This window comes from Streptomyces triticagri (assembly GCF_003429565.1).
GTDB classification, from domain to species: domain Bacteria; phylum Actinomycetota; class Actinomycetes; order Streptomycetales; family Streptomycetaceae; genus Streptomyces; species Streptomyces triticagri.
Map to the genome: position 1 here is coordinate 1 of NZ_QUAK01000057.1, position 12,590 is coordinate 12,590.

Sequence of the window (12,590 nt, forward strand, 5' to 3'; positions counted from 1 at the left end):
GGGGCGCCCGCACGGACCACCCCACCGCCTCGTAGAGGAGCCGCCCCTCGGGGGTGCAGGCAAGCACCCCCGTTTCCGCCCCCAGCGCCGCGCCCTCCGCGGCGAGCGTCCGCATCACAACCGCCCCCAGCCCCCGCCGCCGATGCGCCGCATCCGTCTCGATCTGGTCGACGACCGCCGTCGCGCCCGTCACGGCGATCTGCCCCCGCGCGGCAAAGCTCCCGCCCGAATCGGTGACGAGGCACCGGAAGACCCCACCGGCGGTCCACGTCCGCAGCCGGTACCCGTCCGGCACGGCCACCGCGCCGCCAGGCACGAGACGCGCCGTCATCAGATAGTCGCCGGACCCGAACGGCTCCCAGCCGGGACCGAGCCACGGCACCACCCGCGCCGGCTCGGCAAAGACCTTCAGCTGCGTACCGACCCCCGTCACGGCCCCCGTGACCTCGCGGACATCGGCCTCCCGTACGGCGTCGTCCGTACCGGCGAAGACATGGCGCCCGACGTGCCCCGGCAGGCCCACGTCGATCGTGTATCCCCAGGTCTCGACGACCGGCGGTGCGGCCCCGCGCGAGACGATCCATCCGTCGACCCAGGCCCTGACGACGTTCTCCATGTTCCATCCTGCGGGTAATAGGTAAATGCGGTGAGGGAGCCTTACGCATCCGCGGCGCCGATCCGCGCACGACCCCTGATCGCCCAGAGCGAACACGGTGCGGGGAACATTCAGCGGCCCTCAAGCATTGAGTGCGTATAGCTCAACTTGATTGCCGAAGGGGAGATCATGCCTGCTGAGTCCGCCAAGCCCAACGCACCGCTCACCCTGCCCGTGCTGCCGCTCGACGACGAGGTCGTACTGCCCGGCATGGTGGTGCCCCTCGACCTGAACGATGCCGAGGTACGAGCCGCGGTGGAGGCCGCGCAGGCCGCGGCCCGCTCCAGCGGTCCCGGGGCCGGTGGTCCCGGAGGTGGCAGCAAGCCGCAGGTGCTGCTTGTTCCGCGCATCGACGGCACGTATGCGAACACCGGCGTGCTCGGCACCGTCGAGCAGGTCGGCCGCCTCGCCGACGGCGACCCGGGCGCCCTGATCCGCGGCCGCGGCCGCGTGCGCATCGGCGCCGGCACGACGGGGAACGGCGCGGCGCTGTGGGTGGAAGGCCTGGAGATCGAGGAGACCGTCCCCGACCCCCTGCCGGGCTCCGTCACGGAGCTCGTCACCGAATACAAGGCCCTCGCCACCGACTGGCTGAAGAAGCGCGGCGCCTGGCAGGTCGTGGACCGCGTCCAGCAGATCGACGGCGTCTCCGCGCTCGCCGACAACTCCGGATACTCACCGTTCCTGACCACCGCCCAGAAGGTGGAGCTCCTGGAGACCGCCGACCCGGTCGCCCGTCTGAAGCTCGCCACCGAGCAGCTGCGTGAGCACCTCGCCGAGCAGGACGTGGCCGAGTCCATCGCCAAGGACGTCCAGGAGGGTGTCGACAAGCAGCAGCGCGAGTTCCTGCTCCGGCGCCAACTGGACGCCGTACGCAAGGAGTTGCGCGAGCTGAACGGCGACGGACCGGACGCCGCGGAGGAGTCCGACGACTACCGCGCCCGCGTCGAGGCCGCCGACCTGCCGGAGAAGGTCCGCGAGGCGGCGCTCAAGGAGGTCGAGAAGCTGGAGCGGGCGAGCGACCAGTCGCCCGAGGGCTCCTGGATCCGTACCTGGCTCGACACCGTCCTCGAGCTCCCGTGGGAGGAGCGGACCGAGGACGCCTACGACATCAAGGGGGCCCAGGAGGTGCTCGACGCCGAGCACGCGGGCCTGGAGGACGTGAAGGAGCGCATCACCGAGTACCTTGCGGTGCGCAAGCGCCGCACCGACCGGGGCCTGGGTGTCGTGGGCGGCCGCCGCGGCGGCGCCGTGCTCGCCCTTGTCGGCCCGCCCGGCGTCGGTAAGACCTCGCTCGGCGAGTCCGTGGCACACGCGATGGGCCGCAAGTTCGTCCGGGTCGCGCTCGGCGGCGTACGGGACGAGGCGGAGATCCGCGGCCACCGGCGCACCTACGTGGGCGCGCTGCCGGGCCGGATCGTCCGGGCGATCAAGGAGGCCGGTTCGATGAACCCGGTCGTCCTGCTCGACGAGATCGACAAGGTCGGCTCCGACTTCCGCGGCGACCCCGCCGCGGCCCTGCTCGAAGTCCTCGACCCGGCGCAGAACCACACCTTCCGCGACCACTACCTGGAGGTCGAACTCGACCTGAGCGACGTGGTGTTCCTCGCCACGGCGAATGTCCTGGAGGCGATCCCGGAGGCGCTGCTCGACCGGATGGAGCTGGTCAGGCTCGACGGCTACACGGAGGACGAGAAGGTCGTCATCGCCCGCGACCACCTGGTCCCGCGCCAGCTCGACCGCGCCGGCCTGAAGGACGACGAGGTCGCCCTGGACGAGTCGGCGCTGCGCAAGCTGGCCGGCGAGTACACCCGCGAGGCGGGCGTACGGAATCTGGAGCGGTCGGTGGGACGGCTGCTCCGCAAGGTCGCGGCCCAGCACGAACTGGGCGAGCGGGAGCTGCCGTTCACCGTCAAGGACGAGGACCTGCGCGGGCTCATCGGGCGCCCGCACCACGTGCCCGAGTCGGCACAGGACCCGGCCGAGCGGCGCACCGCCGTTCCGGGCGTGGCCACCGGACTCGCGGTGACCGGCGCGGGCGGTGACGTCCTCTATGTGGAGGCCTCGCTCGCCGACCCGGAGACCGGCGCCTCGGGGCTGACTCTGACCGGTCAGCTCGGCGACGTGATGAAGGAGTCCGCGCAGATCGCGCTCTCCTTCCTGCGCTCGCGCGGCGCGGAGCTGGAGCTGCCGGTCGCGGACCTGAAGGACCGGGGCGTGCACATCCACTTCCCGGCGGGCGCGGTCCCCAAGGACGGCCCCAGCGCCGGCATCACCATGACGACGGCGCTCGCCTCGCTCCTGTCGGGGCGCCAGGTCCGTACGGATGTGGCGATGACCGGTGAGGTCTCGCTGACCGGGCGGGTGCTGCCCATCGGCGGGGTGAAGCAGAAGCTGCTCGCCGCGCACCGGGCAGGGGTCACCACGGTGGTCATCCCGAAGCGGAACGAGGCGGATCTGGACGACGTCCCCGCCGAGATCCTCGACAAGCTGGAGGTGCACCCGGTGACCGACGTACGGCAGGTGCTGGACCTGGCGCTCGCGCCGGCCACCCAGGACGCCTCGCCGGAGCTGCCGGTCGCAGCCTGACCGCGCCGTACGCCTCGTACGGCAGGTGCCCGGTACCCGGTGGAGAACGCCGGGTGCCGGGCCCCTGCCGCGGTGCGTCGCTCCTCCCGCCGGAGAGGGGCGGACGGTCAGCCGTTGGCGAGGGCCTGCAGGCGGTCGTAGGCGCCGTTGAACTGGTTGTGGTCACCGACGATCGGGCCGGTCGAGGTGTACTGCCACATCGTGTGGAAGTCCCAGCCGGCCGGCAGCGTGCCCGGCGCCTCGGCGTAACGGGCCACCCACAGCGGGTTGGTGGCGCCGAAGCCGGCGTAGTTGCCGGTGCACTCGGTCCACCAGCTGGTGGCCGTGTAGATCACCGCGTCGCGGCCGGTGCGCGCCTTGTAGGTGTTGGTGAAGTCGCGGATCCAGTCGACCATCGCGGACTGCGAGAGGCCGTAGCAGGTCGCGCCGTACGGATTCCACTCGATGTCGAGCACGCCCGGCAGGGTCTTGCCGTCCTTCGACCAGCCGCCGCCGTGGTCCACGAAGTAGTTCGCCTGCGCGGCGCCGCTCGCGCTGTCCGGGGTGGCGAAGTGGTACGCGCCGCGGATCATCCCGATGTCGTACGAGCCGTTGTACTGCTGCCCGAAGTACTCGTTCTGGTAGTACGTGCCCTCCGTCGCCTTCACGTAGGCCCACTTGACGCCGCTGTTCCACAGGGCCGGCCAGTCGACGTTGCCCTGGTGGCCGGAGACGTCGACGCCTTCGGTGGTGGCGGCGAGGCCCTCGGGCGGCAGCGCGCCCTGCCCGTCGTGTTCGACGACGCCCATGCCCAGACGGGCCTCGCCGCGGGCCGGACGGTCGTCGGCGGAGGCGGCGGCCTGTGCGGTGCCGGGCACGGTGAGGAGCAGGGAGAGCGCGGCGAGCAGGACGCCGGCCGCGGTCAGCCGGGAACGGTGGGGGGATCGCGGTCTGTGCACGTGCATGAGCGTGCCTCCGTGGGCCTCGATGGAGTTCCTGGAATGTCCCGGGGTGTTCCTGGCGAACTCCTGGTGTGGGCATGTCATTTCGTCGCGACGGCTCGACGCTACGCACGTAGACCCCGTGGCGGAAGAGCCTCCGGTGACCGCCGGAGGTCTAAGCCTGCGAAATACTTGCCCAGCTGCGGCAACGGCCGTACCTGGCAGAAACTTTCAAGGAGGGCGACGGGATTCATGGCTGCTGACGTGCGGGGGACCGGACCGGGCGAGGAGCCCGACGACGCCGGGCCTGCCGGGGTGGACCACGCATTCCTCGCGCTGGAACGCGAGTTGGCGGTGTTTCTCCGCCGCGCGCGGGCCTCGTCGGGCGAGATGGCCCGCGAGGTGCACCCCGATCTCGAGCCCGCGGCGTACGGACTGCTCGGCCTCCTGGAACGGACGGGCCCGCAACGGGCCACGGAGCTCGCCGCGTTCATCGGCGTCGGCAAGGCGACCATGAGCCGGCAGCTGCGCGGACTCGAACAGCTCGGCCTGGTGGCCCGCGAACCCGACCCGGCCGACGGCCGCGCCTCGCTGCTGCGCCTCACCGATGAGAGCCGGGAGCGCTTCGGCGTCGTACGGGACGCCCGGCGCGAGCGCTACATCCGCAAGCTGGCCGACTGGGACCGCCGCGAGGTCGCCGAACTGGCCCGGCTCCTGGGGAGGTTGAACGAACTGTCGGGGGACTGAGCCCACCCACCGGAAGGCGGCGCCCCCTGGGCCACGGCATCCGTCACGGCTCGACGTACACCGCCGCCGCGTCGTCGTGCCGCTTGCCGCGCGGGTACGCCCTGCACTCCGGGTCCGCGGACTCCAGGGCCCTGACCCGGTCGATCAGACGCTGCGGCCCCTCCTTCTCGAGGACGCCCAGGCAGTCCGCCCAGTCGCCCTCGCGGAACTTCTCGACCCAGCGGGTCGCCCCGTCGCTCAGGGCGGCGAACGCCCGTACCCCGGACCGCGGAAGCGTGCCGGTCACCGCGCGGCCGGCGACCGAAGGGTCGGCCGCGGCGGTGTGGAAGCCGCCCTCCGCATTGCGCAGCGCCTCCACCAGAGAGGCGTACTCCCGCCCTGCGGCGGCCCGTTCGGCCGAGCCCTCCGGCAGGGCGCGCACCGCGGCGCGGGCGGTGGCGATGTGCGGCGGCAGCTGGGCGAGCCGGTCGTCGAGCACCGCCGTCACCGCGCCGTCGGGCGCCTGCACCAGGAGCGCGGAGTCCGACAGGACCAGGTACTCGACCCGTTCCGCGTCCCAACGCACGAGGACCACCGTCGCCTGAGGCGTACGCGGGTGAGAAAGGTCACAGGAATCCCGATGGGTGTCCGCGGTGCGGGAAACGGCCGCCGCGAGGACCTCGGTGAGCTCCATGTCCCGCCGCGAAACGGACAGTTCACCCAGTGCGCCGCCGAGCCGCGCACAGAACCAGGTGACGGAATGCAGACACCCGTCGTCCTCGCGCGGCGGTGTCACCCCGTCCAGCAGGACGAGTGATCCGCCCTGTCCGGACGCGGGGAGCGCGACCGCGGCGTAGTCCTCGTTGGGGTGTTCGGGCAGGCCCGGCTCGGTGGCCAGTTCGATACGCATGTGAATCAGTCTGCACGAGGCCTTCACAGGCGCACCGATTGGCCTGTACCAGCAGGTCACCGAGGGGAATCTGCACCGGATTGAACCCTTCCGGAAAATCGGCTGGGGCATCCTGCCAAAGGACTCCCGGCCCGTCCAACCGGCGCTCCGCCAGGGCCTCGTGGGATTGCCGCCGGGACTTGCCCGTACCCTCCCGTCGATGTTCACTCCTTCGAGTGGCGGGTCCGGATGATGGGCGACCACGCGCCGGGCGCACTGGAAGGGTCGGGGACCTTCCCGGGTGCGCCTGGGGCGACGATCCGTACCGACCGGGCCGGCGGTGGGTGGCGACCCACCGGCCGACGGTGGGTGCCGACCGTCCGTCACCTGGGCCTGGGCAGACGAGTACTTCAAGAAATGCGAGCACCGGTGCAGAAGAAGCGGCTTCGGGGCAAGGGCGGCAAGGACGGCGCCGGTTCAGCACGACCCGAGGGAGAGGCCGCCACCGGCGGGCGCACCGTGCGGGTACGCAGCCGGCTCGTGATCGCCGTCGCCGTCGTGGCGGCCACCGTCGCCGGTGCCGGAGCGCCCGCGATCATCGGGGCCTCGTCCCGACTGAACGAGTCGCAGCGGCTCGTCACCCTCGCCGAACTCACCGAGGAGGCCGTCACCCTGGCCCACTCGCTCGCCGACGAACGCGACGAGGTCACCTCGTACATCGCGGCCGGTCGCCCGCAGGGCAAGGGGCTCGCGGAGAGCCGCAGCGGCCGCGTGGACCGGCAGATCGCCGAGATCCGCAGCGCGGCGCCGGACGGACTCCGCGCCGACCTGGACACCATCGCCACGGTCCGCAGGGGATCCCTCACCGGCAAGCACGACGCGCTCGAGGCGCACACCTCGTACACCGACGCGATCGCCGAACTGCATGGCCTGGCCGCCGAGTTGGCGGACCAGGTGCCGCCCCGGGCGGGCGGCGGACGCCAGGCGCTCGCCGATCTCGACCGCGCCGTCGAGCAGGGCGCGGCGGCCCGCGGCCTGCTGCTCGCCGCCCTCGCCACACCGCGTCCCGAGCCCGCCACCACCATCGACCCGGTCACCGGACTGCCCGTCACCTCGACCGCGGACACACCCGACGACCGCCGCCGGGACGCGCTCAGCGCGGCGGCACAGCAGGCCCGGGTGCGCGAACAGGCCGCGCTCGCCGACTTCCGGCAGGACGCGCCGCGCGCCGACCGCGAGCGGCTCGAGTCGACCCTCAGCGGACCCGAGGTCGCCACCGCCGAGAAGTACCTGGCCCGGCTCACCGACCAGCCGACGCTCTCAGACGCCGAGCTGGGCTTCCGCCGTACGAAGGTGGACGCCGCACTCTCCGCGCGCGTCGAGCAGATGCGCGGAGTGGAGAACCGCCTGGCCGCCGACCGCACCGAGGCCCTGGCGCAGCTCCGCGACGACGACGTCACCGCACTCGAGCTGCGCATCGCGCTCGTCGGGGTGCTGCTGCTCGTCGCGGTCGGCGTCTCGATGGGCGTGTCCCGCACCCTGACCCGGCCGCTCGCAGTGCTGCGGCTCGGCTCGGCGCGGCTCGCGGAGGCGGGCGCGCAGCCGGCGCCGGGCGGGAAGGACGTCGGGAGCGGGAAGGACGGCGGAAGTGGGGACGAGGCCGCCGTCGTCGAGCCGATCCGGTTCACGGGCCGCAACGACGAGTTCGCCGCGGTGGTCCGCTCCGTCAACGCCCTGCACGAGCACAGCATCCGTATGCGGGAACGCATCGGCGTACTGGAGGGCGACCGCAAGCATCTGATCGGCCAGCGCGAGAAGCTCGCCGACGAGCGCGAGGAGCTGCGGGCGCAGCTCGCCGAGGCCGGCGTCGAGCTGGAGCGGGCGAGCCGGAGCATCAACTCCACCTTCGTCAGCCTGGCGCTGCGCACCCTCGGCCTGGTGGAACGCCAGCTGTCCGTCATCGAGCAGCTGGAGGAGCGCGAACAGGACCCCGAGCGGCTCGCCACCCTCTTCAAGCTCGACCACTTCGCCACGGTCATGCGCCGGCACAGCGAGAACCTCCTGGTCCTGGCCGGCGCCGAGCACAAGCACACGCACCCCGGACCGGTGCCGCTCATCGATGTGGCACGGGCCGCGGTGAGCGAGATCGAGCGCTACGAGCGGGTGCGGATCGCGACGCTGCCGCCGCATGCGCACATCGCCGGGTTCGTCGCCGACGACTTGAGCCATCTGCTCGCCGAACTCCTGGAGAACGCCACCACGTTCTCGCCGCCGGACGCCCAGGTGGAGATCTCCGGCTGGCTCCTGGAGAGCGGCGAGGTGATGCTCTCCGTCCAGGACGAGGGCATCGGCCTGCCCGACGACCGCATCGAGGCGCTCAACTCCCGCCTGGCCGACTTCGATCCGGCGGCGACGTACGACGCGGAGGGCGGCGAGGGTCTCGGGCTCGGCCTGTACGTGGTGGCCCGGCTCGCGGCCCGGCACGGCACCCGGGTCCAGCTCCGCGACCAGAAGCAGGGCGGGGTCGCGGCGGTCGTCGTGCTGCCCAGGCCGATCCTGGCCGCCGCGCCCGCGGGCGGGCTGCCGCCCCGGCACGCACCGGTGGCGGGCGGGGCTCCCGCCGTGCATCTGCCCGGCTCCGAGGCGGAGGCCAACTCCAATGTCCTGACGGGACGTTCGACGGCCGACGGGGCGGACGCGACGTCCGCGGACGAGGCCGACGACCTGCAGGCCGCGGATGAGGATCCGCTGATCGCCGCGGCGGAGGCGGCCTTCCGGTCCGCCGAGGCGGAGACGGGTGCTGATCCGGGCGGCGCGGAGCCCGGCGAGGACGACCTTCCTGCGGCAGGCGACACCACTGATCCCACCAACGATTCCACCACCGACCCCACCGTCGACGAGGTGCCGGCATCGGAGCTGACGCTCCAGCTGATGGCCCCGTTCGAGGCCAACTCCCCGGAGCCGGCGGCCGCTTCCTGGGCCACCGCCGATGAGGGCGTACGGGCCACCGAGGGCGAGGCCGTACGCGACGGCGCTGACGACGAGGGTGACGACGTACGCGACGCCGGTGCCGAGGGCGCCTGCGACGAGGCGGCCGACCCCGACGACGCAGCGGACGCCGACGACCTCGCGCCCGCCCCGGAACTCCGCGCGCAAGGCCCCACCACGAGCACCCTCGGCACGGCGGATCTCGCACGACGCCAGGCCGACGAACCCGCGCCGGCCGCGCAGCCGACCGACACGTCCGAGCCCGTGCCGAACGAGCCCGTGCCGAACGAGCCCGTGCCGAACGAGCCCGTACCGAACGAGCCCGTACCGCCCCAGTCCGCAGTGGCCGGTGACGACGACGAGCACTCCGCCGAGCCGCCCCGCTCGCCGCGGATCCCCGCCGCCCGGTTCGGTGAGGAGGCCGATTCCGCCTCCGCCGCGCCGCGGCTCACGGCCAAGGGCCTGCCCAAGCGCACCCCGAAGGTCTCCGCACCCGCGCCCGCTCCCGTACGGCCCGGTGGCGGCAGCGTGGACGCCGAGGCGCTGCGGCGCCGGCTCGGCGGGTTCCGCCGGGGCGCGATGGCCGGCCGCCGGGACGTGGAGGCGGAGCTCGCCGCCGACGCACCGGCAGCGGACACCGCCGTACAGACAGCCGCGGATGACACACCCGCGCCCGACGCCACGGACACCCCCAGCGCAATACCCGACGGCCCCGACGGGGACCGCACGTCCGACCAGACCGACTCCGCGGCGCCGCAGCCGACCACTGCCGCCGCTCCGACCGCACCGACCGACGGGGATCCAGTCGAGGAGGCACGCAGTTGACTGCGCCCATGCGTACGTCCGGCACCCCGAGCACGTACCGCCCCAGCAGCCAGGCCAGAAACCTGCACTGGCTGCTGACCAACCTGGTCGAGGAGGTGCCAGGTCTGCACTCCGTCGCGGTGGTGTCCTCCGACGGTCTGCTCCTGCTGTCCTCCGACCCCGGACGGCACACCGAGGAGCGCGCCGGCAACTCCGAGGGTCCGAAGGGCTCCAGCGCCGATCTCGCCACCATCGTCTCCGGCATCGGCAGCCTCACGCTCGGCGCGGCCAAGCTGATGGACGGCGGCGGAATCAAGCAGACGATGGTCGCGATGGCCGAGGGCAGCCTCTTCGTCACCGCGATCAGCGACGGCTCGCTGCTCGGTGTGCACGCCACCCCGGACTGCGACATGAGCGTGGTCGCTTACCACATGGCACTCTTCGTGGGACGTGCCGGACACGTGCTCACCCCCGAACTCCGCAGCGAGCTGCGCCAGTCGATGGAGAACGCCCAGTGAGTACCGCTCGTCTCCCCGTACGCGGCGCCGACCGACAACCCGCCCGGGTACGCCCCTACTCGCTGACCGGCGGCCGCACCCGCTTCGGCCATGTGCTGCTCGTCGAGACGTTCGTCGCGGCCCTCGAGGCCCCCGAGGAGCGCCGCGAGCTGACCAACGGCCCGGCAGGCACCCGGATCATGCCCGAGATGCGGGCGATCGTGGAACTCTGCCGCCGCATGCGCACCGTCGCCGAGGTCGCCGCGCTGCTCAGAATGCCGCTCGGCGTGGTCCGCGTACTGCTCAGCGACCTCGCCGACCAGGGAAGAATCCGGGTGTACGGAACCGGCCACGGTCCCGGACAGCCGGACCGCGCTCTCCTCGAAAGGGTGCTCAGTGGACTCCGCCGTCTCTGACCTGCTGCCGGACGCCCAGGCCGCGGACGAGGGCGCACAGGCCTGGCAGACCGACCACACCCGGGCCCCCATATCGACGAAGATCGTCGTCGCGGGCGGCTTCGGGGTCGGCAAGACCACCCTGGTCCGCTCGGTCTCCGAGATCACCCCGCTGCAGACCGAGGCCCTGATGACCGCGGCCGGCGAGGACACCGACGATCTGACGTCGACGCCCGACAAGATGACCACCACGGTCGCCATGGACTTCGGGCGCATCACGCTCGACGACGACCTGGTGCTCTATCTGTTCGGCACACCGGGCCAGCAGCGCTTCTGGTTCATGTGGGACGACCTGGTGCGTGGCGCGATCGGCGCGGTCGTGCTGGCCGACACCCGCCGCCTGGAGGACTGCTTCCCGGCCCTCGACTACTTCGAGAGCTCCGGGATCCCCTACGTGGTGGCGGTCAACCACTTCGAGGGCACCGAGCGCTTCGAGGCCGAGGACGTGCGCGAGGCCCTGACCGTACGCCCGGAGATCCCACTGGTGATCATGGATGCGCGCAAGCGCTTCGCGGTCGTCGAGACGCTGCTCGCCCTGGTCGGCCACGCCCTGGACGTCACGCCCGAATAGCGCTGTCCTGAGCCGTACAGCCCGGTCCCGAGCGGTGGTTGACACGCCGGCCCCGCGCGCCGCCCCCGCACCACCCCCAGCTGCACCCCTAGGAGAACCCGCCCATGCGGAAGATACTTGTCGTCGGAGCCGGCCAGTCCGGGCTCCAGCTCGCCCTCGGCCTGCAGTCCAAGGGCTACGAAGTCACCCTGATGTCGAACCGCACGGCCGACGAGATCCGTTCGGGCCGTGTCATGTCGACGCAGTGCATGTTCCACACCGCCCTGCAGCACGAGCGCGACCTCGGCCTCAACTTCTGGGAGAGCCAGGCCCCGCGCATCGAGGGCCTGGGCGTCTCCGTGGCCGGCCCGACCGGAGAGCAGCCCGGCACCACCCCGCGCGTCATCGACTGGGTCGGCAAGCTCGACGGCTACGCACAGTCCGTGGACCAGCGGGTCAAGATGGCCGGCTGGATGGAGACCTTCGCCCAGCGCGGCGGCCAGCTCGTCATCCATGGCGCGGCCGTCTCCGACCTCGACTACTTCTCCCGCACCTACGACCTGGTGCTGGTCTCCGCGGGCAAGGGCGAGCTGGTCTCCATGTTCGGCCGCGACGCGTCCCGTTCGCCGTACGCGGAGCCGCAGCGCGCCCTCGCCGTGTCGTATGTGCACGGGCTCGGGCCGCGCCCCGAGCACCCCGAGTTCGACGCGGTCCGCTGCAATCTCGTCCCCGGCGTCGGCGAGCTGTTCATCATGCCGACCGTCACCCTGTCCGGCCGGGCGGACATCCTCTTCTGGGAGGGCATCCCGGGTGGCCCGCTGGACGCCTTCAAGGGCATCAAGGACCCGGCGGAGCACCTGGCGCTGACCCTGGAGCTGATGGAGAAGTTCGTGCCGTGGGAGTACGCCCGCGCCACGAAGGTGGAACTCACCGACGCCGGCGGCACGCTGGCCGGCCGCTATGCCCCGACCGTCCGCAACCCGATCGGCCGGCTGCCCTCCGGCGGCCTGGTCCTCGGCGTCGCCGACGTCGTCGTCGCCAACGACCCGATCACCGGACAGGGCTCCAACTCGGCCTCCAAGTGCGCTGCTTCGTACCTCGACTCGATCGTGGAGCGCGGGGACGAACCGTTCGACGAGAGCTGGATGCAGACGACGTTCGACCGCTACTGGGAGACGGCGCAGCACGTCACCAAGTGGACCAACGCGATGCTCGGCGCTCCGCCGGAGCACGTCCTCAATCTGATCGGCGCGGCCGGCGACCTCCAGCCCATCGCCGACCGCTTCGCCAACGGCTTCAACGACCCCTCGGACTTCGAGAACTTCTTCTACGACCCGACCCTCACGGGCGCGTACATCGCGGAGGTGGGGGAGTCTCAGGGCCCGGCGGGCGAGCGAGTCCCCTGACCGCCCCTTCCCGGAGGGGCTCCAATAGAGCCCCTCCGGCGTTTGAGGAGGCCCCTCCGGCAGGAGTTTCGGGAAGGGGCGGGGTGGGGAACTCAGCGCCGAAGCGCCCCT

General features: G+C 72.3%; 10 protein-coding genes. 7 read left to right on the forward strand and 3 right to left on the reverse strand.

All coding sequences use genetic code 11. The features are described from left to right. On the reverse strand, positions 1-616 hold a 616-nt coding region (locus DY218_RS10495), incomplete at its 3' end, for a GNAT family N-acetyltransferase (protein WP_128555678.1). A gap of 168 nt (positions 617-784) precedes the next feature. Between DY218_RS10495 and lon the strand changes: the two genes are divergently transcribed. Next, positions 785-3,244 (forward strand): endopeptidase La, encoded by a 2,460-nt coding sequence (lon, locus tag DY218_RS10500; RefSeq protein ID WP_128555679.1) that lies wholly within the window; start codon positions 785-787, stop codon positions 3,242-3,244. A gap of 107 nt (positions 3,245-3,351) precedes the next feature. Here lon and DY218_RS10505 read toward each other — a convergent pair whose 3' ends face one another. Next, positions 3,352-4,188, reverse strand: coding sequence for a lysozyme (locus DY218_RS10505; RefSeq protein ID WP_128555680.1), 837 nt, complete (start codon positions 4,186-4,188; stop codon positions 3,352-3,354). Between the two features lie 228 nt (positions 4,189-4,416). On the opposite strand from DY218_RS10505, the gene DY218_RS10510 reads away from it, so the two are divergent. Further along, complete coding sequence (locus DY218_RS10510) at positions 4,417-4,911, forward strand: MarR family winged helix-turn-helix transcriptional regulator (RefSeq protein ID WP_128555681.1); 495 nt, start codon at positions 4,417-4,419, stop codon at positions 4,909-4,911. A gap of 43 nt (positions 4,912-4,954) precedes the next feature. Here the strand turns inward: DY218_RS10510 and DY218_RS10515 are convergent, their stop codons facing one another. Continuing rightward, positions 4,955-5,800 (reverse strand): protein phosphatase 2C domain-containing protein, encoded by an 846-nt coding sequence (locus tag DY218_RS10515; protein WP_128555682.1) that lies wholly within the window; start codon positions 5,798-5,800, stop codon positions 4,955-4,957. A 396-nt stretch (positions 5,801-6,196) separates the two neighbouring features. On the opposite strand from DY218_RS10515, the gene DY218_RS10520 reads away from it, so the two are divergent. The 5 genes from DY218_RS10520 to DY218_RS10540 all read left to right on the forward strand — a co-directional run bounded on the left by DY218_RS10520 (position 6,197) and on the right by DY218_RS10540 (position 12,479). Then, positions 6,197-9,592: a sensor histidine kinase gene (locus DY218_RS10520; RefSeq protein ID WP_128555683.1), complete on the forward strand. Its 3,396-nt coding sequence runs from the start codon at positions 6,197-6,199 to the stop codon at positions 9,590-9,592. Between the two features lie 8 nt (positions 9,593-9,600). Further along, complete coding sequence (locus tag DY218_RS10525) at positions 9,601-10,089, forward strand: roadblock/LC7 domain-containing protein (protein WP_128555687.1); 489 nt, start codon at positions 9,601-9,603, stop codon at positions 10,087-10,089. After that, positions 10,086-10,484, forward strand: a complete 399-nt coding sequence (locus DY218_RS10530) for a DUF742 domain-containing protein (protein ID WP_128555684.1) — start codon at positions 10,086-10,088, stop codon at positions 10,482-10,484. Before DY218_RS10525 ends, DY218_RS10530 begins: the two co-directional genes overlap by 4 nt. Next, the gene (locus DY218_RS10535) at positions 10,465-11,094 is read left to right on the forward strand and encodes a GTP-binding protein (protein WP_128555685.1); all 630 of its coding nucleotides are present in this window, start codon (positions 10,465-10,467) and stop codon (positions 11,092-11,094) included. The genes DY218_RS10530 and DY218_RS10535 overlap by 20 nt, the downstream gene beginning before the upstream one ends. 104 nt (positions 11,095-11,198) lie before the next feature. Further along, positions 11,199-12,479: a styrene monooxygenase/indole monooxygenase family protein gene (locus DY218_RS10540; RefSeq protein ID WP_128555686.1), complete on the forward strand. Its 1,281-nt coding sequence runs from the start codon at positions 11,199-11,201 to the stop codon at positions 12,477-12,479. The last annotated feature ends 111 nt before the right edge of the window (positions 12,480-12,590 follow it).